Raw genomic sequence first — 22,166 nt, 5'->3', positions numbered from 1 at the left:
TTTTCGAACCTCCACAGACGCCTACGGTTCATCCTCGAGTCACCCGACGGCCATCCCCACGGCACCACACCCCCGGACCAGCGAAAACGGGCTCAGTCCACAGATTCCACAGTGCCTACTACTACTTCAGTTCTTCTTCTTATAGATCTCTCTTCAAAACAGGGTGTGTGGAAAGTCGGTCGGGGAGCGTCCGGTCAGGAGCCACTCGTCTACCCAGGCAAGGAGAAGAGGGGATGGGCACTCGCGGATACACGGACACCCGTTTCGGACACGCGAGCGCGAATCGAGGGTCGGACTAGGTACCCGGGCCACACACGGGTACGTTTTATGTCGGTCGCCTGTGCCAGACTGCTGGCGCGGCCGATCCAGCACCCCCTGACGAGAACCACACGTTGTCGAGCCAACATGCTGTCGAGCCAACAGTGCTCGGACGGACGCCACACACGGATCACGGAACCGGGAGAGGACAGATCGGGCGATGGAGCTTGCGAGCATGAAGTTTCGGGTCGCCCGAGAGGATTTCGCGGAGTCCGTCGCCTGGGTCGCGCGCAGCCTGCCGTCCCGGCCTCCGGTGCCGGTCCTCGGCGGCGTGCTGCTGGTGGCGAGCGAGGACGGACTGACCGTCTCGGGATTCGATTACGAGGTCTCCGCGCAGATGCGCGTCGCGGCCGAGGTCGCCGGTCCCGGCGAGGTCCTGGTCTCCGGCCGTCTGCTCGCCGACATCACCAAGGCGCTGTCCAACAAGCCGGTGGACGTCTCGGTCGACGGCACGCGCGTGCTGATCTCCTGCGGCAGTGCCAAGTTCTCGCTGCCCACCATGCCGGTCGAGGACTATCCCCAGCTGCCCGAGGTGCCGCAGCAGACCGGTGAACTGAGTGTGGACGTCTTCTCCGAGGCCGTCGGCCAGGTCGCCGTTGCGGCGGGCCGCGACGACACCCTGCCGATGCTCACCGGCATTCGCGTCGAGATCGAAGGCCCCCAGGTCGTTCTCGCGGCCACCGACCGCTTCCGGCTGGCCGTGCGCCACATCGAATGGCAGCCTGCCCGCACCGACATCGAGACCGCCGTGCTGATCCCGGCCCGTACGCTCTCCGAAGCCGCCAAGACGCTCGGCCCCTCGGACGCGCCCGTGCAGCTGTCGCTCGGCACCGGCGCAGGCTCGGACGGCCTGCTCGGCATCGTCAACGCGGGCCGCCGCACCACCACGCGGCTGCTCGACGCGGAATTCCCCAAGTTCCGCCAATTGCTCCCCAAGGAGCACACCTCCATCGCCACGCTCGAGGTCGCGGCGCTGACCGAGGCCATCAAGCGCGTCGCACTTGTCGCCGAGCGCGGTGCGCAGGTGCGCCTGGAGTTCTCCAGCGAGGGCCTGCTGCTGTCCGCGGGCGGTGACGACGCGGGCCGCGCCGAGGAATGGCTGCCCGCCGATTTCCGCGGCGAAGCGCTGACCATCGCCTTCAACCCCGGCTACCTGGTGGACGGCCTGTCCGCGCTGCACTCCGATCGGGTCACCTTCGGATTCACCACCCCCAGTCGTCCCGCGGTGCTGCTCCCGGCGAGCGAGGAGGAGCCCGAGGTGCTCGACTCCGGCGCTTTCGCCGCGCTGGCCAGCTCCTACATCTACCTGCTGATGCCGGTCCGGCTCCCGGGCTGAGCATCTGTGCGTGATCGGGTGCCGTCGCCCGCGGTGACCGGGACGGTGTAGCGAATGTTCATCCGAGCGCTGTCGCTGCGCGACTTCCGCTCCTGGGAGCACGCGGAACTCGAATTATCCCCAGGCCGAACGGTTTTCTTGGGATCGAACGGCAACGGCAAGACCAACCTGCTCGAGGCGATCGGCTACCTCGCCACGCTCGGTTCCCATCGGGTGGCCGCCGACGCGCCGCTGATCCGGATGGGCGCGCAGCGGGCGCGAATCGGTGCGACGGTGGTCAACACCGGCCGCGAACTGCGGATCGATGTCGAGCTGAATCAAGGCGCGGCCAATCGCGCGCAGATCAACCGGTCGCCGGTGCGCAGAACGCGCGAGATTCTCGGCATTCTGCAAACGGTGCTGTTCGCGCCGGAGGATCTCGCGCTCGTGCGCGGCGACCCGGGGGAGCGCCGCAGGTTTCTCGACGAGTTGTGCACAGCCCGGCTCCCCAGGTTGGCTGGTGTGCGCTCGGACTACGACCGGGTGCTGCGGCAGCGCTCCGCCCTGTTGAAAACCGCTGGGCGGCAAGCCAGATCGAAGACCGACCTGGGGACACTCGACGTGTGGGACGGGCATTTGGCCGCGCACGCCTCGGTGCTGCTCGCCGAGCGGTTACGGCTGGTGCACGACCTGTATCCCCATCTGGCACAGTCCTATCGGTCGATCGCGCCCGAATCCCGGCCCGCCGCAATCGGATACCGCAGCTCGTATCTTCCACCGGACTTCCTCGATCCGGCCAGGGAGCCGCAGGCCGACGACGTCGCCGCGCTGGAGGGGATCGTGTTGCGCGAGCTCGCCGCGGCGCGGTCCAAGGAGCTGGACCGCGGCGTCTGCCTGGTCGGCCCGCACCGCGACGACCTCGAGTTGATACTCGGTGACGCGCCCGCCAAGGGCTTCGCCAGTCACGGCGAGTCCTGGTCCTTCGCTCTCGCCCTTCGGCTCGGCGCGTTCGAGTTGCTCCGGACCACCGGAGCGGAGCCGGTGCTGTTGCTGGACGACGTCTTCGCCGAGCTGGACCGCCGCCGACGCACCGCGCTCGCGGAAGTGGCGGCGGGCGCCGAACAGGTGTTGATCACGGCCGCCGTCCCCGAGGACGTGCCCGCCGAGCTTGCCGCGGTGCCGTTGCGGGTGGAGACCAGCGGAGAGGCCGCGCACCGCACTTCCCGCATCGACGAGCCCGCGCCCGGCTTCGCCTGAATCGCACGGTCTCCACAGATGGCCAGCCGGGTTGTGCACAGGTGGGGAATGCCGACGCAGAAGGGCCGTCTGCGACGGTTCGTCGGCGGGCTCCCGTACAGTTGCCCTGCACCGGGGCCTGGTCGGAGCCGCCGATTCATCCCCAGTACCTGTGGAGAACCTTGCCCCCGAGGCGTTTCCCAAGGTGCTGCGGTGATCGTTCGACAGTCGCCGCCGTGGTTCCTGAAAACGCCACGAACAGGCGTTCGACACCGGTCCGGCGATCATGCCGACCGGGCGTTTCGGCGCCGAACCCGGCCGCGCACCGGCTGGGGACAACAGAGCAAGATCTGGGGACAAACCCGAGGGTCGAACGGAGCGGGACGATGACCGACCAGCCCGAACCGGGCGCACAGCAGCCCGGCGGCGAGCCGCAGCTGCGCGGCATCGATCTGGCAAGGCGCGCATTGGAGGAGGCTCGCGCCGCGGCGAAGGCCAGCGGAAAGTCGGTAGGCCAGGGTCGTGCCTCGCCGGTACGGAAGCTGCGCACCGGCGGCCGCAGGCGCACGGGCTGGTCCGGCGCGCGCCCGGACGATCGCGATCCCCAGCTGCTGTCCCAGCTCGCCACCCGCATCGCCAAGAGCAGGGGCTGGGACGGCAAGGTCGCCGAAGGCACAGTGCTCGGGCGCTGGGCGGGTGTCGTCGGCGAGGACATCGCCTCGCACGCCACTCCGATCGCGCTGAAGGACGGTGTGCTGAGCATCGCCGCCGAGTCCACCGCGTGGGCGACCCAGCTGCGCATGTTGCAGGGCCAGATCCTGGCGAAGATCAACGCCGCCGTCGGTCATGGTGTGGTGACGCAGTTGAAGATCTCCGGCCCAGCCGCGCCGAGTTGGCGTAAGGGGGAGCGGCACATCAAGGGCCGCGGTCCGCGCGACACCTACGGCTGATCGGCGAGGGCTGGTCGCGCCGGAGTCGGCGGCCACTCTGGCAACTACCCGATACTCGATGTTACGTTTATCCACATATCCACAGGTATCTCCACAGTCCCCAGCCTCGGGACCTGCGGATTCCCGTGGAACGTCCGATTCCGCGCCTGCGGCCCGGATCGAATATGCACAGGAGAAACGGATCGATGACGATCAGCACCGCGGGCCCGTTCCCCGCCACGGCCACCACCACCGTCCGCCGCGGCGACGTCGAGCTCGCGGTGTTCGAATGCGGCGATCCCACGGGCACGCCCGTCCTGCTCGTGCACGGCTGGCCCGACACCCACATCCTGTGGAATCGCGTCGCCGCCCGCCTGGCCGATCGCTATCGCGTCATCGCCTTCGACAACCGCGGCGCGGGTGACAGCACGGTGCCCGCCCAGGTCTCGGCCTATCGCATCGAGGAACTGGCCGCCGACGTCCGCGCGGTCGTCGACGCGGTGGCTCCCGGGCAGCGCGTGCACGTGCTCGGGCACGACTGGGGTTCGGTGATCGGCTGGGAGCTCGTCAGCGACCCCGACGCCGAATCCAGGATCGCGTCGTTCAGTTCCGTCTCCGGCCCGAACCTCGACTTCCTCGGCGCGTACCTGCGCGGCCCGTTCTCGGCGGCGCGGCTGCGCGGGGCGCTCGCGCAGGGCATCGCCTCGGCGTACACCGTCGCCTTCCAGATTCCCGGCCTGCCCAATCCGGTGCTGCGCGCGCTGTCCGGACGCTGGCCGCGCTTCCTCGCCTTCTTCGACGGGCTCGACCCCGAGCTGGTGCAGACCGCGCCGACGTTGCGCGCCGACATGATCAACAACCTCAAGCTCTACCGCGCGAATATCCGTGGGCGCCTGCGTAATCCGCGCCCGCGCCCGATCGGTGTCCCGGTGCAGCTGATCGTCTCGACCGGCGACCGCGCGGTGCGTCCGGTGGTGCACGCCGAGGCTGAGCAGTGGGTCGGCAACCTGACCCGCACCGAGATCGCGGCCCGGCACTGGTCGCCGATCTCGCACCCCGATGCGCTCGCCGACCGCACCGCCGAATTCGTCGAACGGGTCGCGGTCTCCTGATGATCGCGGCGACCGTTCGGCACGGCGTGCTGAGCACATCTGAGAGTCCCTGAAACGGTCGCGAGGAAGACCGGACTCGTCGCCGGTCGATTTCTCGCAGCCATGAAGCCGTCAGGGGTGTCGTAGGTGCATTGTGGCGCGGGTCTACCAGTAGGATGGTGACGTAACTAGCGGCGAACCCTTCGGTGCGTTCCGCACAGCCCCCGCGTGGGCCCGTGAATCTCGACCTGTCAAGACACGGGCCGCGCTTGCGCTGTGGCGATCGTTGCGCCGGGGTCAGCAAGTAAGGAGAGCTACCGACCAGTGGCTGCCAAGGACTCCAACGATTCGACCAAGGCGACATCGGGCAAGCAGGACTACGGTGCCTCCTCCATCACCGTCCTCGAGGGACTCGAGGCCGTCCGCAAGCGCCCGGGCATGTACATCGGCTCGACCGGTGAGCGCGGCCTGCACCACCTGATCTGGGAAGTCGTCGACAACTCCGTCGACGAGGCGATGGCGGGCTACGCCACGCGCGTCGATGTGAAGCTGCTTGCCGACGGTGGCGTCGAGGTGGTCGACGACGGCCGCGGCATCCCGACCGGCATGCACGCGCAGGGCATCCCCACCATCGAGGTGGTCATGACCCAGCTGCACGCGGGCGGCAAGTTCGACTCCGAGGCGTACTCGGTATCCGGCGGTCTGCACGGCGTCGGCATCTCGGTGGTGAACGCGCTGTCGACCCGGCTCGAGGCCGAGATCGACAACGACGGATACCACTGGACCCAGGAGTACAAGGACTCCAAGCCGGGCAAACTGGTGCAGGGCGAGGCGACCAAGCGCACCGGAACCACCATCCGGTTCTGGCCCGATCCGGAGATCTTCGAGACGACGACCTTCAACTTCGAGACGGTCGCGCGGCGTCTGCAGGAGATGGCGTTCCTGAACAAGGGCCTCACCATCACCCTCACCGACGAGCGGGTCTCCGAGAGCGAGGTGACCGACGAGGTCGTCAGCGACACCGCGGAGGCGCCCAAGCATCTCGACGAGAACGCGCCCGTCGCCGAGGAGCCGAAGGTCAAGGTCCGCACCTACCACTACCCGGGCGGGCTCGAGGACTTCGTCAAGCACCTCAACCGCACGAAGCAGCCGATCCACAACTCGGTCGTCGGCTTCACCGGCAAGGGCACCGGGCACGAGCTCGAGGTCGCGATGCAGTGGAATTCCGGCTATTCGGAATCTGTCCACACCTTTGCCAACACCATCAACACCCACGAGGGCGGTACCCACGAAGAGGGCTTCCGCGCCGCGCTCACCACGGTGGTGAACAAGTACGCCAAAGACAAGAAGCTGCTCAAGGAGAAGGACGGCAACCTCACCGGCGACGACATCCGCGAGGGTCTCGCCGCGATCGTGAGCGTGAAGATCTCCGACCCGCAGTTCGAGGGCCAGACCAAGACCAAGCTCGGCAACACCGAGGTCAAGTCGTTCGTGCAGCGGACATGCAACGAGCACCTCGCGCACTGGTTCGAGGCCAATCCGGCCGACGCGAAGACCATCGTGCAGAAGGCCGTCTCCTCGGCCCAGGCGCGCGTCGCGGCCCGCAAGGCGCGCGAGCTCGTCCGCCGCAAGTCCGCCACCGACCTGGGCGGTCTGCCCGGCAAGCTGGCCGACTGCCGTTCCAAGGACCCGAGCAAGTCCGAGATCTACATCGTGGAGGGCGACTCCGCCGGTGGCTCGGCCAAGTCCGGCCGCGACTCGATGTACCAGGCGATCCTCCCGCTGCGCGGCAAGATCATCAACGTCGAGAAGGCGCGCATCGACAGGGTCCTCAAGAACAACGAGGTCCAGTCGATCATCACCGCGTTCGGCACCGGTATCCACGACGAGTTCGACATCGCCAAGCTGCGCTATCACAAGATCGTGCTGATGGCCGACGCCGACGTGGACGGCCAGCACATCTCGACCCTGCTGCTGACGCTGCTGTTCCGCTTCATGCGCCCGCTGGTCGAGCACGGCCACGTCTACCTGGCGCAGCCGCCGCTGTACAAGCTCAAGTGGCAGCGCAGCGATCCGGAGTTCGCCTACTCCGACCGTGAGCGCGACGGCCTGCTCGAGGCGGGTCTCGCCGCGGGCAAGAAGATCAACAAGGACGACGGCGTCCAGCGCTACAAGGGTCTCGGCGAGATGAACGCCAAGGAGCTGTGGGAGACCACGATGGACCCGGCGGTGCGGGTGCTTCGTCAAGTGACGCTCGACGACGCGGCCGCGGCCGACGAGCTGTTCTCCGTTTTGATGGGCGAGGACGTCGAGGCGCGTCGCAGCTTCATCACCCGCAATGCCAAGGACGTTCGCTTCCTCGACGTGTAGCCGGCGTGAGAACCCGCTGTTATCGAGCCTTTTCACGCCCCGCTAAGGAGACCGCATGACTGAGACAACGCTGCCACCGAACGGCGGTGCAGGCGACCGGATCGAGCCGGTCGACATCCAGAACGAAATGCAGAGCAGCTACATCGATTACGCGATGAGCGTGATCGTCGGCCGCGCGCTCCCCGACGTGCGCGACGGCCTCAAGCCGGTGCACCGGCGCGTGCTCTACGCGATGTACGACAACGGGTACCGCCCGGACCGCGGCTACGTGAAGTCCGCGCGCCCGGTCGCGGAGACCATGGGTAACTACCACCCGCACGGTGACGCGTCGATCTACGACACCCTGGTCCGCATGGCGCAGCCGTGGTCGCTGCGCTACCCGCTGGTCGACGGCCAGGGCAACTTCGGTTCCCGCGGCAACGACGGCGCGGCCGCCATGCGATACACCGAGTGCCGCCTGACGCCGCTCGCGATGGAGCTGCTGCGCGAGATCGACCACGAGACGGTCGATTTCACGCCGAACTACGACGGTCGTTCGCAGGAGCCGGTGGTTCTCCCCAGCCGGGTGCCGAACCTGTTGATGAACGGCTCCAACGGCATCGCGGTCGGTATGGCGACCAACATCCCGCCGCACAACCTGAACGAGCTCGCCGAGGCGATCTACTGGGCGCTGGAGAACTACGACGCCGACGAGGAGAGCACCCTCGCCGCGTGCATGGAGCGGGTCAAGGGCCCGGACTTCCCGACCCACGGCCTGATCGTCGGCAACCAGGGCATCAACGACGCCTACACCACCGGTCGCGGCTCGATCCGCATGCGCGGTGTTGTGGAGATCGAAGAGGACAACCGCGGTCGCACCACGATCGTCATCACCGAGCTGCCGTACCAGGTCAACACCGACAACTTCATCAACTCGATCGCCGAGCAGGTGAAGGACGGCAAGATCGCGGGTATCTCGGATATCCACGACGAGTCCTCCGACCGCGCGGGCATGCGAATCGTGGTGACGGTCAAGCGCGATGCCGTCGCCAAGGTGGTGCTCAACAACCTGTACAAGCACACCCAGCTGCAGACCAGCTTCGGCGCCAACATGCTGTCCATCGTCGACGGCGTGCCGCGCACGCTGCGCCTGGACCAGATGATCCGGCTCTACGTCGATCACCAGTTGCAAGTCATCGTCCGGCGCACCCGCTACCTGCTGCGCAAGGCCGAGGAGCGGGCTCACATCCTGCGCGGTCTGGTCAAGGCGCTCGACGCGCTCGACGAAGTCATCGCGCTGATCCGGCGTTCGGCCAACACCGACACCGCGCGTACGGGCCTGATGCAGCTGCTCGAGATCGACGAGATCCAGGCCACCGCCATCCTCGACATGCAGCTGCGGCGTCTGTCCGCCTTGGAGCGGCAGAAGATCGTCGACGATCTGGCCAAGATCGAAAGCGAAATCGCCGATTACAAGGACATTCTGGACAAACCGGAACGTCAGCGCGCGATCGTGCGCGACGAGCTGGCCGAGATCGTCGAGAAGTACGGCGACGAGCGGCGCACCCGCATCATCGCCGCCGACGGCGACGTGGCCGACGAGGACCTGATCGCCCGCGAGGACGTGGTCGTCACCATCACCGAGACCGGTTACGCCAAGCGCACCAAGACCGACCTCTACCGCTCGCAGAAGCGCGGCGGCAAGGGCGTGCAGGGCGCGGGTCTCAAGCAGGACGACATCGTCAAGCACTTCTTCGTCACCTCGACGCACGACTGGCTTTTGTTCTTCACGAACAAGGGCCGGGTCTACCGCGCCAAGGCGTACGAGCTGCCCGAGGCGAACCGGACCGCCCGCGGTCAGCACGTGGCCAACCTGCTCGCCTTCCAGCCGGACGAGAAGATCGCACAGATCATTCAGATCAAATCCTACGAAGATGCCCCGTATCTGGTGCTGGCCACCAAGAATGGTCTGGTGAAGAAGTCGAGGCTCTCGGACTTCGATTCCAACCGCAGCGGCGGCATCGTCGCGGTGAACCTGCGCGACGAGGACGAGCTTGTCGGCGCGGTGCTCTGCTCCGCCGACGACGATCTGCTGCTCGTCTCGGCGCAGGGTCAGTCGATCCGCTTCTCGGCCACCGACGAGGCGCTGCGTCCGATGGGACGCGCCACCTCCGGCGTGCAGGGCATGCGGTTCAACGCCGAGGACGAACTGTTGTCGCTCAACGTCGTTCGGCCGGAAACGTATCTGCTGGTGGCGACCTCGGGCGGCTACGCGAAGCGCACCGCGATCGAGGAGTACACCGCGCAGGGACGCGGCGGTAAAGGTGTATTGACTATCCAGTTCGACGCCAGGCGTGGCACTCTGGTCGGTGCGCTCATCGTCGACGACGAGGATGAGCTCTACGCGATCACCTCCGTCGGTGGAGTCATCCGGACGGCGGCAAAGCAGGTTCGTAAGGCTGGGCGACAGACCAAGGGCGTGCGATTGATGAACCTCGCCGAGGGCGATACGTTGCTTGCTATCGCGCGCAACGCCGACGAGCCCGATCAGGTCGACGGTGGCGACGACACCGGTTCCTCTGAGCAGTAACCCTTCCAAGCGGCGGCAACGAACGGATCTAAGGATTCCCATTGACCACTCCGAATCAGCCGAATGACGGACACCAGACGAACGGTGTGACCGAACGGATCGCACCGTCTCCGATTCCGCCGCGGCCGATCCCCCGGCCCGGCGCGGGCGAAACCGGACAGCCGGGCGGGGGCCAGCAGGGTGGCCAGCCGCAGCAGAACGTCGGCCAGCAGGGCGATTTCGGGCCCAAGCAGGGCGCGCCCAACCAGGGAGCGCCCAAGGGCGCGCCGGAGTCCGGCGGCGGGCAGGAAGGGTTCGATCAGGAGACCGTTCGGATGGGTTCGCCCGGTGAATCCGGCGGTCCCGACGGTGCGAAATCCGCGCCGGGCGGCGGTCAGTCGCAGTACAAGGACGGTTGGTCGCAGCTGCCGCAGCGCGAGCCGCAGTCGAACCTGTACCGCCCCGGTCAGGCGCCGGTGGCGGGCAGGCCGCCCGCGGACGGTGGCGGCGGGCTCGGCGCCGGTTCGGGCGGCGCGGGCAATGTCGGTCTGAACGGCGGCGTCACCAACGCGCGCACCACGGCCGACCTCGCGGCCAAGGCGGCGCGCAAGGAAGCGGCGATGGTGAAGTCGGTCGGCATCGACGGACCCACACGCAGCATCGCGCGGCCGGAACTGATCAAGGACATGCCCGACCTGTCCGAGATCCGGCACCCGCTACCGCACCCCGAGCCGGTCGGCATGAGCCCGCAGGCGCACATCTCGCCCGCGGCGCCGGTCGCGGTCGCGGCGGCCGTCGCCTCCGGCGAGCCGCTGCGCGCCACCGTGCAGATCCGCCGCATCGACCCCTGGTCGACGCTGAAGATCTCGCTGGTGATCAGCGTGGCGCTGTTCTTCGTGTGGATGCTCGCCGTCGGCCTGCTCTACATCGTGCTCGAGGGCATGGGCGTGTGGGAGCGGCTGAACAACACCTTCACCGACATGGTGTCCCAGGACAGCGGCTCGGTGGGCCTGATCGACGCGGGCACGGTGTTCGGCTACGCGGGCGTCATCGGGCTGATCAACGTGGTGCTGTTCACCGCGCTCGGCACCGTCGGCACGTTCATCTACAACCAGTGCTGTGATCTGGTCGGCGGTATTCAGGTGACGCTGGCGGACCCGGACTAGTCCGTAAGCGGGCGTTCGTCGTCGGCTCCGCGCACGGCTGGAGCGAAGCCGGATCTACCCGGTCCGCGAAACTTCTCGGCCGCGGCCGGTACCTCCCTTGAGGGCGGTACCGGCCGTTGTCATTCGTAGGGGCTCACGCCAGGTCGACGCGGGCGTGGGGCGCGGGAGTTCCCGCCAGGTCGACGCCGACCGTCGCCGTTCGCGTGGTGGGAGACCGTGGCAGGTCGGCGCCGGCCGTTGTCGTTCGAGGGGCGGGAGGTACCCACGTCAGCACGACGGTCGTCGTGGTGGCGACGCTGCGGCAGGTGGTCGCGCTGAGCCCGCTACCAGCCGTTTTGGTTGATTACGGTGGCGTCGGGTAACCTTTCTCCTCGGCGGGTTCAGGTACTTGACATTGAACAGATGCCACACGGGCCTATAGCTCAGGCGGTTAGAGCGCTTCGCTGATAACGAAGAGGTCGGAGGTTCAAGTCCTCCTAGGCCCACTCCCAAACATGACAGTAGGGTGGGAACCATGAAGATTCTCCTCACGGTCGGCGTCGTGGTCGCGGTTCTCTTCGGAATCACCAAGCTGCGCAAGCGTGACGAAGCGGACCTGTGGCACGAGGTCACCACCCGCTGAAAATCATTCCACCCTCGGGGACTCGGGGCCTTAGCTCAATTGGCAGAGCACTGCCTTTGCAAGGCAGGGGTTAGGGGTTCGATTCCCCTAGGCTCCACTCAACCGGCGCGTGCTCGTTCAGAGCACGCGCCGATTCTCGTTTCCGGGCTAGAGGTCGACGGCGGCGGCGCGCAGGCGGGCCAAGGTGGGGGTGTCGGGCCAGGTTTTGGCCAGGTAGCGGGGTGGGGAGAGGGTGCGGACCGGGACGAGGTCGGCGTTGGCGGCGAGGGTGGCGAAGGGGATCGCGAGGGTTTCGATGATCTCGTCGTTGTCGTCGGTCAGGCAGAGGTCGATGTAATCGGCTTCAGGAAGCAGGGTATCGATCTCGGCGGCCCAGGGAGCGATGGTGTAGAAACCGCTGTCGCTGTGCGCGAAGAGGAGCTCGCAGGGGTACGCGGGATCGATGCCGAACGGCGCGAAGCCGTCTTCCTCCTCCAGCGCCTCCATGAGCTCCTGGTGCTGCGCCTGGTACTCGGTGGTGGCCAGGCCGCAGCGCGCCCGATTGGCGGCGGGCAGCTGCGGATGCGGGCCTGCCCGGTCGAACGGGACGACCACACCGCGCTCGTCGGTGGTGTAGGCCTGCGGGGAGAGGCGGCGCACCGCGTCGACGTACTGGTCCTCCACGGCGTCGAAGAGCTGCTCGAGGAGTTCTGGCTCGTCCAGCGTGAGGATGAGGGCGTCGTCTTCCGGGATGAAGGCGACCGCGCGGCGGCCCTCGGCGCCGAGCGAGGCGAGCCAGCCAGGGAGGAGCGGCCAGGACGTCGCGTAGAAGTCGCCGGTGTCGACGATGCGGGTGAGCCCGCCATCGGACAGGTCGATCGAAGGCGGTTTCGCGGCGAGGTTCTCCCGCGCGGTCTCGAACACCTCGAAAACGGTGACGCCCCAACCCGCCACGTGATCGGTGGTGACGAGGACGCGCTTTTCGGGCATATCGATCGCGATCAGCTCGTCGATGAAAGGAAAGGCCGGGCGCGAGAGCGGGCGCATGGCCTGCCCGCCGTAGGTAGACGGGCGCAGCACCGGAAACAACGTGGGCCGCGCGCTTTCCCAATCCGTCGGGACTTCCTCGTCGGCGCGCAACGCCGAGAGGAACCGCGTGACGCGCTCCGACCGGTCCTCGGCCGTCAGGTCGGCGGTATCGCGAAAGATGTTGTGCAGGTTGACGACCAGGCCATCGGGTAGTTCGAAGCAGAACTCCTCGGGTTGGTACTTCGCGCCATCGATGCCGAGGTCGTCGAGCTTGCGGCGCACCAACGCGGCGAACTCGCTCGGCGTCGGAGTTGGTGAATTGTCCACTCGGCCAACGTAATCACCGGGGCCGACAAGCGCAGCCCGGTGCGCTCACATGCCGACGCAGTCGATGATCGGGGCGGGGTAGTCGGCGTCCGCGCGCCACGGCAGATGGATACGCGGCCCCTCCAGGTGCGCGAGTTCGGGTATCCAACGGCGGACGTAATCGCCGTCGGGGTCGTAGCGCTTGGCTTGGCGCAGTGGGTTGAGCACGCGATTCGGCCTGGTGTCGGTGCCGGTGCCCGCCACCCACTGCCAGTTGAGCTGGTTGTTGGCGAGGTCGGCGTCGACGAGCAAGTGCAGGAAGTGGGCCGCGCCGATGCGCCAATGCACCCGAAGGGATTTGGTGAGGAAGCTGGCCGTGATGAGTCGTGCGCGATTGGGCATCCAGCCCTCGGCGCGCAGCTGGCGCATGCCCGCGTCGACGATCGGATAACCGGTGCGGCCATCCCGCCAGGCGTCGACCGCGCGCGGATCGTCGCGCCATCGGATCTGGCGCGCGCGGTAGTCGTGCCAGGCGGCCTCGGGCCGGGCGGCGAGGTGCTGGTGGTGGAAGTCGCGCCAAGCCAATTGCCTCGCGAAGGCCTGACCACCCTCGGTCGACATGTCGACGCGGTGCACAACCTCGGCGGGGGACAGGCAGCCGAAGTGCAGGTAGGGCGAGAGGTGGGAGGTGGCGTCGGCGGCCAGATCGTCGCCGAGCCGCGCGTAGTCGGCCAGCGGACCGGACAGCCAGTCACGCAGCAGTTTCCGGCCCGTCGTCTCGCCGCCGACGGCCAAGTGCGGCGAGGATTCACCCGTGCACAGATCCTCGGGCTTCGGCAGCGGGTCGCCCGCTATTCGCGGCAGGGTGAGGGCACGTGGTTTGCCGAGGGGCTTGCGCCGGTGCGCTTCGGTCCACCGCCGGAAGTAGGGAGTGAAGACCGAGAAGTGATCGCGACCGGTGGACGGCACGAGCAGCTCCGGGTCGACCGCGGTGACGGTGGCGGCGTGCTCGTCGACGCGACAGTCACGGTCCCGCAAGTGTTCTCGCAGTCTCCGCGCTCGCGATCGGCTGTACCCGCTCACGTCCTCGGCGAGATGCACGCCGGCGGCGCCGGTTTCGGCGACGACGCGATCGACCTCGTCCACCACGTCACCGCGGCGCAGTACCAGTCGTCCGCCGATCGCACGGAGTTCGTCGTCGAGTTCGGCGAGGGCGGCCGCGAGGAAGTGGGCGCGGTTGGGCGGGCAGCGATCCGGCACCAGCTCGCGGTCGACGACGAACAGCGGCACCACCGTGTCGCCCGTCCGGTGCGCCGCGGTGAGCACCGGATTGTCGTGCACCCGCAGGTCGCGGGTGAACAGCGCCACCGAGGTGGTCATCGGTCGGCCCCCGGGCCCCACGAGGGTCGCGCCGCGCGGGCACGGGCGGCTCTTCCGTACCGGCGCGAACGCGACCCTCGCGGGGTCCGCACGCTGTCGAACATCACGCTGTGCACAGCGGCTCGATCGTGGACAACCCGCCTGTCGTCGGCGAGGTGAGGTAGAAGCACGAGTCTTGGCCCGCCGCGACGATCGCCGCCCGCACGTCCGACCAGGATTGCTCATCCAGCGCGGGTTCGCGGGCGAGCACGAAGCCCGAGGTGCGGTCCGGGTCGGTCACGAGGGCCCACGAATAGTCCGGGCCGAGCGCGGTCACGATGTAGTTCGTCGGACCGTCCAATTGATCCTGGGTGAGGACGCCGGGAAAGCTGACGTGCAACTGCGCGTTCGTCGCTCGATCGTTCACCCGCGCGGTGCCGCGGATCTCGTTGACCGTACCGGTCCAAGTGATGCAGCGATTGTGCACGGCGATGTCGCCGCGCGGGTCCAGCGCGTAGTCGGCGGTGGTGTCGCGGGCGCAGGCCAGGTTGAAGTACTGCGGTATCGCGGCGAGCTGCCGCCACTGGCCGAGGTAGCGGTCGAGTTCCAAACTGGGCACCGGGGCGGGCGGCTCGGCCGTGGCCGTTCCGGTTGCCGCACCGGCGACCGCGACGACTGCGGTCGCGAGACGCGCACACCATCGTGTTGTTCGGCGCGAGTCCATGGGACCTCCTCGGATTGGCGACTCTGGCCATGATATCAGTCAACGATGCAGAAACGATGCAAGTTTTCCGTCGGGCCCGACGCGAATCCGGGCGTCCATGCGGAACTGGACGACACCGACCGGGCAGAATGAGACGATGACCGCCGGTTCCGCCTCCGTTCCCGACGCGGCCGGTTACACGGTGCGCGCGGTGGCCGAGCGTCTCGGCATCCCGACGGCGACGCTGCGCAGCTGGAACCGCCGCTACGAGATCGGGCCCGCCCAGGATCGCCCCGGTCGTCACCGCCTCTACACCGAATCCGACATCGCGCTGCTGGAGCGGATGCTCGAACTGATCCGCGGCGGCGCGAGCCCGGCGGGCGCCGCCGCGGCCGCACGCGGGCCCGTGCTGGCGCTCGGCGATCGGACCGCGCTGCTCGCCGCCGCGTTCGCCTTGGAGACGGGCACGGTCACCGCCTTCGTCGAATCGCACGTTCGCGCCCACGGCGTGGTCGACACCTGGGAACGCCTGTGCCGCCCGGCTTTTGCCGAGATCGTGGCGCGGCAAGGCAGCGGCGAGGGGTGCGTCGATGTCGAACACCTGCTGTCCTGGTGTGTCGCGGCCGCCATGCAACGAACGAATCCGCCGGTCGGCCCCGCGGGTACAGTGCTCGCCTGCACCAGCGGTGAAACACATTCGCTGCCACTCGATGTGCTGCGGGCCGCGCTGGCCGAACGCGGCGTCGGCGCGCGGATGCTCGGGCCCGATGTTCCGACCGCGGCGTTGGTGGACGCGCTTGCCAGGCAGCGGGATCCGGCCGCGGTGCTGCTCTGGTCGCAGCGCGAATCCACGGCGTTGACCTCGGCCGTTCGTGCGTGCCTCGCGGCGGGTGCGCGGGTGTTCCTCGGCGGTCCTGGTTGGGACGACGTGATCTTGCCGGAAGCCGCTGTGCGGGTGGCGAGTTTGGCGGACGCCGTCGATCGGCTGCGCTGAATTCCCTGTTAGTGCCTGGTCCGCCCGAGCAGGTGACGCAGCGCCGCGTCGAGGCCGGGAGTTCGGAATTCGTGCCCCGCCGCGACCAGCCGGGTCGGCAGTACACGCTGGCCCGCGGCGGCGAGTTCGCGCGCGCCCTGCTTGCCGAGCAGCAGGTTCGGGCCGAAGTCTGGCACTGGAAGGAGAGCCGGACGGTGCAGCACGCGGGCCAGCACCTCGGTGTATTCGCTGTTGCGTACCGGATACGGCGCGACGGCGTTGACCGCTCCCGCGAGGGATTCGTCCCACAGCGCGCGGTGGTAGACGTCGACCAGGTCGTCGAGCGCGATCCAGGACAGCCATTGGCTGCCGTCCCCGATCCGTCCGCCGAGGCCCGCGGTGAACAGCGGGCGCAGCAGCCGCAGGGTGCCGCCGCGCGGGGACTGCACGATGCCGGTGCGGATTCGGACCGTCCGCACTCCGGCCTTCTCGGCGGGGCGGGTCGCCGCCTCCCAGTTCGCGACCACGTCGGCTAGAAAGCCGTCGCCCCAGTCCGCCTCCTCGGTGAGCGTCTCGTCGCCGCGGTCGTAGCCGTAGTAGCCGATGGCGGAGGCGCTGACGAATGCCGAAAGTCCGGAGCGCGCGGCGAGTTCGGCCAGCTTGCGGGTCGGTTGGATCCGGCTGTCGGCGATCGCCCGCTTGTGCCCCTCGGTGAACCGTCCCGCGATCGACGCGCCCGCCAGGTGCACCACCGCGTCGACACCGTCGAACAGCGCGGGGTCGGGATGGGCGGGATTCCACTGGCGTTCTTCGGGCGTGCGGGCCGGATGACGCACCAGCCGCAGCACGCGGTGGCCGCCGGTACTCAGAAAGGCGCACAGCGCGGTGCCGACCAGGCCGGACGCGCCCGTCACCGCGATGGTCGCCGGACCGAAGCCGTGCTCGGCGGCGCGGTGGTGGGCGAGCAGGTCGTCGGCCAGCTGGCGGTACCGGTAGTCGAACATCGGGCGAAGCACGAACTCGGGAATCGGCGTCCGCACCCGATCGATCACGCGCGTGTGGCGGGCGTCGACCTCCTCGAATTCATGCACGTGCCGCCAGCGGAGCAGCCCCGCGGCGGGCAGCGAGGCGAGCCCGTTCGCGGCGACGGCGTCGACGAAGCGTTGCGGTGGGAGGTAGCCGTCGGGATCGTGCCGCGCCACCCAGCGCAACCCGCCGGGCAGGCCGAGCACGGCGCGTCCGCCCGCCAGCGAATCGGCCTCGGCGATCGGGGAGACCGGCTGCCACGGCGGCGCGAGCCTGGTGAACGCGCCTGGGCGCGCGTACCAGGCGAAGACTTCGGACCGGGGCGCGGCGACAACGCTCGAGCACTCGATGCCCATGTCTCGACTGTAGTCGCGTGCCGCTCGGATGAAGCGTTTATGCGTCGTTCGGCTTCTCGATCGGCAGCGGACCGTGCTTGTCCAGGTGCAGGTACGTGTAGCCGGTGACGAGCAGGCACACCACCGTCGCCGTGATCAGCATCGCCCAGCCCGCGACCAGCAAGCTCAGCAGACCGCCGATCAGCGCGCCGAGCCCGAAGGACAGGTACAGCAGGAAATAGCCGAGCCAGTCGGCGTAATCGCCGCCGCCGATGTGGCGTTCGATGCCCTGGCCCAACTTGACCAGCGTCCCGGTGACGTAGCTGAGCGGCACCGAGACCTCGCCGTCCTTGACGAACGAGGTGTTCAGCGCGCCGACGCCGAAGGCGACGAACAGGATCGGGACGAAATCGATCCGGGACGTATCGGTCACGTTGTAGAGAACCAGGTCGATGATCGAGGCCAGGGCGAGGCACACGGTCGTGAGCAGGGTGGGTCCGTGCGGATGACCCGACCAGTAGTGCCTGCGACACCAGGAGGCCACGACCACGCCGGACAGGAACGCGGTCAACAGCAGCGCGGCCGCGACGGCCAGGTCGGGTTCGTCGTGAAACGCGCCGAGTACCGCGCGCTCGGTGTTGCCGGTCATGAAGGTGACGAAGTAGCCGGCGGTGTGCATGAAGGCCGCGGCGCCGATCAAACCGGCCAGCGCGGCCAGTACCCAGGAGAGTCGGGCCTCGGCGTCGAAGAGTTCCTTTCTGCGGACCTCGTCCGGCTGTTTCACAGGTCAGACTCCTCACGCGGTGGATGCGACCTCCCCAGTGATACCCGCGCGTCCTGAGAATCAGCTGACCAGGCGCTGGGTGTGTCCAGGGGTTTGCCGGACTCACATCGGCGCTGTGCTGTCGACGCCGTCACCCGGCTGGGACTCGGCCTGCCGGATCACACCGGCACTGTGCTGCCGTCGCCCGGCCGCGGATCTGCGGATCACACCGGCGCCGCAGCGGCCGCGTCGTAGGCGGTGCGCGCCTCGGCGATCTCGCGCTGATGATCCTCGGTCCAGGCGACCAGCGCCTGGATGGTCTCGTGCAGGCTGCCGCCGAGCGGTGTCAGTTCGTACTCGACCCGCGGCGGGACGACCGGATACACGGTGCGTCGCACCAGGCCGTCGCGCTCCAGGTGACGCAGCGTACGGGTGAGCATGCGCTGGCTGACGCCGTCGATCTCGCGGCGCAGTTCGGTGAACCGCATGGTGCGTTCCGCGAGCAGCGCGATGGTCAGCAGCGACCACTTGTCGGCGATGCGGTCGAGGATCTGGCGCACATCGCAGTCCTCGCGGGTGTCCCACTGGCGTGCGGTGTAGTCCTCGGTATCCGCGCAGTAACCGAGTGACTCAGAAGTGCCGTCTTCCATAGCTCTTCATGGTGTCCGATGATGCCCTTGGTTACAAGAAGTAACCGACAGTCGCATCGGGAACCGAAAGGACTTCGGCATGACCCAGAAGGTCGAGGATTTCGACGAGATCGAGGCGGAGTTCAACGCCTACGTGGGGCGCATCGTGTACGCGACGATGGTGACTGTCGACAGCAAGAACCGCCCGCGCACCCGCGTGCTCATCCCGGTCTGGGAGCGGGTCGACGGGGCTCCGCTCGGCTGGCTCGCCACCTACAAGACGCCGGTCAAGGCGGCGCACATCGCGCGGAACCCGCACGTCAACTTCTCCTACTGGGCGCGCGGCAACAACTCCGTCGCGGTGGACGCGACGGCCGAGTGGGTGGACGACCTCGCAACGCGCCGACGGGTCTGGGACCTGTACGCGCAGACCAGCCCGCCGGGCGCCGGCTATCACCTCGGCCAGTTCTGGCGCGCGCCCGACGATCCGACGCTGCACATCATGCGGTTGGAACCGTGGCGCGTCCAGGTGATTCGCGGCGCCGATCTGCGCAGCCGGATCTGGCAGCCCGCCGTCGAGGTCGCGCGGACCGGGTAAGTGCCCGAGTCGGTCGGACGCGGCCTTCGATCGGGCTAGCGTGCAGGAGTGGATTCTGTGCTCGACTATCTCCTGACCGAACCGCCCGGCGCACCGGTCGACTCCGTGACGGCCGCCTGGGCCGGGCACCGCGCGGTCGCGGCCCGTTTCGCGTCGCCGGTGGATGCCGCGATCGCGGGCGGTTTCGCGGCCGACCGGCTCGGCTTCGCTTTCCTCTCCGGCTACCAGGAGGCGCTGCGCGCCCTGCTGCCTGAGTTGCCTGCCGAGGACGCCGTCGCGGTCTCGGCCACCGAGGCGGGCGGCGCGCATCCCTCGGCCATCCGCACCGTGCTGACCGAGCGCGACGGCGCGGCGACGATCAACGGCACCAAGACATTCACCACGCTGGGCAGTCTGGCGCGCAAACTCCTCGTCGTCGCCAGCGCGGGCGTCGCCGACGACGGCCGAAACATCCTGCGGGCCGCCCTCGTCGAGACCTCGGCGCCGGGCGTCGCGGTGACGGATCTGCCCGCCGCGCCGTTCGCACCCGAGATTCCGCACGCCACCGTCACTTTCACCGACGCGCCCGCGACCGTGCTTCCGGGCGACGGCTACACCGATTTCCTCAAGCCGTTCCGCACCATCGAGGACGTGCACGTGCTCGCCGCCGCGCTCGGCTGGTTGGTGCGCGTCGCGCGCGAGTCGTCCTGGCCGCGCCCCGTGCTTCAGCAACTGCTCGCGCTGGTGGCGGCGGTGCGCGGGTTGGATCTGGACCGGCCGGGATCGCCCGGTGCGCACGTCGCGCTCGGCGGCGTCTTCGAGGAGTTCGGCCGGGTGGTCGACGAGCTCGCGCCGCTCTGGCGGACCGCGGATCCGGTCGCGCGGGACCGTTGGGAGCGGGATCGCCCGCTGTTCGGCACAGCCGGCCGGGTGCGGGCGCAGCGGCTGGCAACCGCCTGGCGCGCGGTCGGCTTCGACACCGAGAGCACCGACTGAAGGCGAGCGAAAAGGGTCCGGAAATGGGGAGCGGGCCTCGGCGAAGGGGGGGAGTTAGCCGAGGCCCGCGTAAGGTCGGCCCGGGGGGGAGGGGCCGACGTGACTGATCCTACGCGAAGATTTGGGATTGTGTGCGCATGGGGGTAGCCACTTTCGAAGAAATTTGGCACGGCGGCACGCGGTGCGATTGCTCGGTCGCGGCGTCGACCGCGCGCCCCGTGCGAGTCGTGCGACAGGTCCGTGACCTGGTGTTTGTCAAATACGTTGCGGTGCAGCCCATTCCAGGACGATTCCGGAGCGGCGGCGCGAAAAGCGGTTCCGAGCGGAAACATTCCGAGTGGTCTCAGTGTGGCGCGAATCCCTCCGCCGACCCGCGAGCGGGCTTGATTCTGCCGGGTTTGTCGCGTGTCGCGGCGGTCTGGGCATGTCGGGCGGCCGCCGAAATCTGTCGTACCCCGGTGCGAGTATGTGCCGGTGGTCACTGGAACCGGTACGGCGGCCGCCGCGTGCGGAACGGCGCGGCGTGAGTACCGCGCGCGCGGGAAACGGGTAGTCGCCTACCCGCGACCCGGCTGGGTCGCGCGCGGGACCATCGAACCGGTCGCATCCCGTTCCGGTACCCCCGAGCACCGCCTGGACCGGGATGCGGCCTTTCGCCGTCCGGCCCGAGGTGAGCGGCCCCCGAACAAAGGGGATGCGCACAACCGGAGTCAGGACAATACTGACCCCCGTATCGGTCGGTCGTCCGATCCGTTGACAACGCCTCGACGCCCGGGCGGGAGGCGTCGAACGTCATTCGACATCGAGAATTCACGAACGTCAGGAGAATCATGCCCGACGCAATAGTCGCCGAGGGTCTGGTCAAACGCTACGGCCAGCTGGTTGCCCTCGATGGACTCGACCTGACGGTGCCGGAGGGCACCGTCACCGCCCTGCTCGGCCCCAACGGCGCGGGCAAGACCACCACGGTCCGGGTGCTCACCACCCTGCTCGTTCCCGACGCGGGCCGGGCGACCGTGGCGGGCATCGATGTCCTGCGGAATCCGCAGGCCCTGCGGTCCAGGATCGGTGCGTCGGGCCAGTACGCCGCCGTCGACGAATACCTCACCGGCTTCGAGAACCTCGAGATGGTGGGCAGGCTCTATCACATGGGCGTGCAGCGCAGTAAGGAGCGCGCCCGCGAACTGCTGGAACGCTTCCGGCTCAGCGACGCGGCCGATCGGCCGGTCCGCGGCTACTCCGGCGGCATGCGCCGCAGGCTCGACCTGGCGGGCGCGCTGGTGGCCAACCCGCCGGTGCTTTTCCTCGACGAGCCGACCACCGGTCTGGACCCGAGGGCCAGGCTGGACCTCTGGGACGTCATCGAGGAGCTGGTCGCGGGCGGCACCACGCTGCTGCTCACCACCCAGTACATGGAAGAGGCCGACCGGCTCGCCGACTCGATCGCCGTCATCGACCACGGCAAGGTCATCGCGCGCGGCACCGCCGACGAGCTGAAGACGCTGGTCGGCGGCGATCGCGTCGAACTCACCGTCGACCACGTGGACAAGCTCGCCATCGCGCAGCAGGCGCTGAAGGGCCTCGCCGACGGGGAGATCCACCTCGAACCAGGTCTGCGCCGGATCACGGTGCCGGTCAGCAACGGTTCCCAGGCGCTCGTCGACGCGATCGGCCTGCTCGCGGCCAGCGACGTGCAGGTGCACGATGTCGGCCTGCGTCGTCCGTCGCTCGACGACGTGTTCCTGACGCTCACCGGGCACGAGGCCGAGGAACTCGTCGGCGGCGATGCCGTGGACAAGCGTGCGGGAGACGCAGCGGCGAACGGCTCCGGCGGAGCGAAAGCCGCCGAACGACTCGAAGCTACGGAAGGAAAGTCCCGATGACCGCGACGACGAC

The 22,166-nt window shown here is 68.5% G+C and carries 18 protein-coding genes and 2 tRNA genes; 14 read left to right on the top strand and 6 right to left on the bottom strand.

What is annotated here, in order from left to right:
• Window positions 1-478 precede the first annotated feature (478 nt).
• The 10 genes from dnaN to CRP45_RS19930 all read left to right on the top strand — a co-directional run bounded on the left by dnaN (window position 479) and on the right by CRP45_RS19930 (window position 11,692).
• Window positions 479-1,654 (top strand): DNA polymerase III subunit beta, encoded by a 1,176-nt coding sequence (gene dnaN, locus CRP45_RS19970; RefSeq protein ID WP_067786332.1) that lies wholly within the window; start codon window positions 479-481, stop codon window positions 1,652-1,654.
• A gap of 54 nt (window positions 1,655-1,708) precedes the next feature.
• Window positions 1,709-2,890, top strand: a complete 1,182-nt coding sequence (gene recF, locus CRP45_RS19965; protein ID WP_097246343.1) for a DNA replication/repair protein RecF — start codon at window positions 1,709-1,711, stop codon at window positions 2,888-2,890.
• 365 nt (window positions 2,891-3,255) lie between these two features.
• Window positions 3,256-3,819, top strand: a complete 564-nt coding sequence (locus CRP45_RS19960) for a DUF721 family protein (RefSeq protein ID WP_097246342.1) — start codon at window positions 3,256-3,258, stop codon at window positions 3,817-3,819.
• Window positions 3,820-4,004: 185 nt separating this feature from the next.
• A complete protein-coding gene (locus CRP45_RS19955) occupies window positions 4,005-4,910 on the top strand; it encodes an alpha/beta fold hydrolase (RefSeq protein ID WP_097246341.1) in 906 nt (301 codons plus the stop codon).
• A 303-nt stretch (window positions 4,911-5,213) separates the two neighbouring features.
• Complete coding sequence (gyrB, locus tag CRP45_RS19950; RefSeq protein WP_067786340.1) at window positions 5,214-7,259, top strand: DNA topoisomerase (ATP-hydrolyzing) subunit B; 2,046 nt, start codon at window positions 5,214-5,216, stop codon at window positions 7,257-7,259.
• Window positions 7,260-7,314: 55 nt separating this feature from the next.
• Window positions 7,315-9,828, top strand: coding sequence for a DNA gyrase subunit A (gene gyrA / locus CRP45_RS19945; protein ID WP_067786342.1), 2,514 nt, complete (start codon window positions 7,315-7,317; stop codon window positions 9,826-9,828).
• Between the two features lie 41 nt (window positions 9,829-9,869).
• Window positions 9,870-10,973 (top strand): DUF3566 domain-containing protein, encoded by a 1,104-nt coding sequence (locus tag CRP45_RS19940; protein WP_097246340.1) that lies wholly within the window; start codon window positions 9,870-9,872, stop codon window positions 10,971-10,973.
• A gap of 411 nt (window positions 10,974-11,384) precedes the next feature.
• A tRNA-Ile gene (locus CRP45_RS19935) sits at window positions 11,385-11,458 on the top strand.
• Between the two features lie 29 nt (window positions 11,459-11,487).
• On the top strand, window positions 11,488-11,595 hold the full coding sequence (locus tag CRP45_RS34280; RefSeq protein ID WP_218018413.1) for a DLW-39 family protein: 108 nt from the start codon (window positions 11,488-11,490) through the stop codon (window positions 11,593-11,595).
• Between the two features lie 24 nt (window positions 11,596-11,619).
• Window positions 11,620-11,692, top strand: a tRNA-Ala gene (locus CRP45_RS19930).
• 50 nt (window positions 11,693-11,742) lie between these two features.
• On the opposite strand, the gene CRP45_RS19925 is transcribed toward CRP45_RS19930, so the two are convergent.
• The 3 genes from CRP45_RS19925 to CRP45_RS19915 form a co-directional block, all read right to left on the bottom strand.
• Complete coding sequence (locus CRP45_RS19925; protein WP_097246339.1) at window positions 11,743-12,930, bottom strand: DUF1444 domain-containing protein; 1,188 nt, start codon at window positions 12,928-12,930, stop codon at window positions 11,743-11,745.
• A 45-nt stretch (window positions 12,931-12,975) separates the two neighbouring features.
• The gene (locus CRP45_RS19920) at window positions 12,976-14,289 is read right to left on the bottom strand and encodes a cryptochrome/photolyase family protein (RefSeq protein ID WP_097246338.1); all 1,314 of its coding nucleotides are present in this window, start codon (window positions 14,287-14,289) and stop codon (window positions 12,976-12,978) included.
• Between the two features lie 103 nt (window positions 14,290-14,392).
• The gene (locus tag CRP45_RS19915; RefSeq protein ID WP_097246337.1) at window positions 14,393-14,992 is read right to left on the bottom strand and encodes a lipocalin family protein; all 600 of its coding nucleotides are present in this window, start codon (window positions 14,990-14,992) and stop codon (window positions 14,393-14,395) included.
• A gap of 136 nt (window positions 14,993-15,128) precedes the next feature.
• On the opposite strand from CRP45_RS19915, the gene CRP45_RS19910 reads away from it, so the two are divergent.
• Window positions 15,129-15,965, top strand: a complete 837-nt coding sequence (locus tag CRP45_RS19910) for a MerR family transcriptional regulator (RefSeq protein ID WP_097246336.1) — start codon at window positions 15,129-15,131, stop codon at window positions 15,963-15,965.
• Between the two features lie 8 nt (window positions 15,966-15,973).
• Here CRP45_RS19910 and CRP45_RS19905 read toward each other — a convergent pair whose 3' ends face one another.
• The 3 genes from CRP45_RS19905 to CRP45_RS19895 all read right to left on the bottom strand — a co-directional run bounded on the left by CRP45_RS19905 (window position 15,974) and on the right by CRP45_RS19895 (window position 18,718).
• Window positions 15,974-17,326 (bottom strand): TIGR01777 family oxidoreductase, encoded by a 1,353-nt coding sequence (locus CRP45_RS19905; protein WP_097246335.1) that lies wholly within the window; start codon window positions 17,324-17,326, stop codon window positions 15,974-15,976.
• Window positions 17,327-17,363: 37 nt separating this feature from the next.
• A complete protein-coding gene (locus CRP45_RS19900) occupies window positions 17,364-18,089 on the bottom strand; it encodes a YoaK family protein (protein ID WP_097246334.1) in 726 nt (241 codons plus the stop codon).
• 203 nt (window positions 18,090-18,292) lie between these two features.
• Window positions 18,293-18,718 carry a winged helix-turn-helix transcriptional regulator gene (locus CRP45_RS19895; protein ID WP_097246333.1) on the bottom strand — a complete coding sequence of 142 codons (426 nt, stop codon included), beginning with the start codon at window positions 18,716-18,718 and terminating at the stop codon, window positions 18,293-18,295.
• A 79-nt stretch (window positions 18,719-18,797) separates the two neighbouring features.
• Between CRP45_RS19895 and CRP45_RS19890 the strand changes: the two genes are divergently transcribed.
• The 3 genes from CRP45_RS19890 (at window position 18,798) to CRP45_RS19880 (ending at window position 22,153) form a co-directional block, all read left to right on the top strand.
• Complete coding sequence (locus tag CRP45_RS19890) at window positions 18,798-19,295, top strand: pyridoxamine 5'-phosphate oxidase family protein (RefSeq protein WP_097246332.1); 498 nt, start codon at window positions 18,798-18,800, stop codon at window positions 19,293-19,295.
• Between the two features lie 48 nt (window positions 19,296-19,343).
• A complete protein-coding gene (locus CRP45_RS19885) occupies window positions 19,344-20,270 on the top strand; it encodes an acyl-CoA dehydrogenase family protein (protein WP_097246331.1) in 927 nt (308 codons plus the stop codon).
• Between the two features lie 830 nt (window positions 20,271-21,100).
• Window positions 21,101-22,153 carry an ATP-binding cassette domain-containing protein gene (locus CRP45_RS19880; protein WP_067786362.1) on the top strand — a complete coding sequence of 351 codons (1,053 nt, stop codon included), beginning with the start codon at window positions 21,101-21,103 and terminating at the stop codon, window positions 22,151-22,153.
• The last annotated feature ends 13 nt before the right edge of the window (window positions 22,154-22,166 follow it).

It is taken from the genome of Nocardia amikacinitolerans (genome assembly GCF_900215415.1).
GTDB classification, from domain to species: domain Bacteria; phylum Actinomycetota; class Actinomycetes; order Mycobacteriales; family Mycobacteriaceae; genus Nocardia; species Nocardia amikacinitolerans.
The sequence above is the reverse complement of the archived record's forward strand: the minus strand, read 5'-3'. Positions and strand labels throughout refer to the sequence as shown.

Coding starts and splice junctions, on each gene's coding strand:
- CRP45_RS34280 (WP_218018413.1), top strand. CDS start 11,488: ATGAAGATTCTCCTCACGGTCGGCGTCGTGGTCGCGGTTCTCTTCGGA.
- dnaN (WP_067786332.1), top strand. CDS start 479: ATGGAGCTTGCGAGCATGAAGTTTCGGGTCGCCCGAGAGGATTTCGCG.
- CRP45_RS19920 (WP_097246338.1), bottom strand. CDS start 14,289: ATGACCACCTCGGTGGCGCTGTTCACCCGCGACCTGCGGGTGCACGAC.
- CRP45_RS19905 (WP_097246335.1), bottom strand. CDS start 17,326: ATGGGCATCGAGTGCTCGAGCGTTGTCGCCGCGCCCCGGTCCGAAGTC.
- CRP45_RS19895 (WP_097246333.1), bottom strand. CDS start 18,718: ATGGAAGACGGCACTTCTGAGTCACTCGGTTACTGCGCGGATACCGAG.
- CRP45_RS19915 (WP_097246337.1), bottom strand. CDS start 14,992: ATGGACTCGCGCCGAACAACACGATGGTGTGCGCGTCTCGCGACCGCA.
- CRP45_RS19910 (WP_097246336.1), top strand. CDS start 15,129: ATGACCGCCGGTTCCGCCTCCGTTCCCGACGCGGCCGGTTACACGGTG.
- CRP45_RS19960 (WP_097246342.1), top strand. CDS start 3,256: ATGACCGACCAGCCCGAACCGGGCGCACAGCAGCCCGGCGGCGAGCCG.
- gyrA (WP_067786342.1), top strand. CDS start 7,315: ATGACTGAGACAACGCTGCCACCGAACGGCGGTGCAGGCGACCGGATC.
- recF (WP_097246343.1), top strand. CDS start 1,709: ATGTTCATCCGAGCGCTGTCGCTGCGCGACTTCCGCTCCTGGGAGCAC.
- CRP45_RS19880 (WP_067786362.1), top strand. CDS start 21,101: ATGCCCGACGCAATAGTCGCCGAGGGTCTGGTCAAACGCTACGGCCAG.
- CRP45_RS19890 (WP_097246332.1), top strand. CDS start 18,798: ATGACCCAGAAGGTCGAGGATTTCGACGAGATCGAGGCGGAGTTCAAC.
- CRP45_RS19955 (WP_097246341.1), top strand. CDS start 4,005: ATGACGATCAGCACCGCGGGCCCGTTCCCCGCCACGGCCACCACCACC.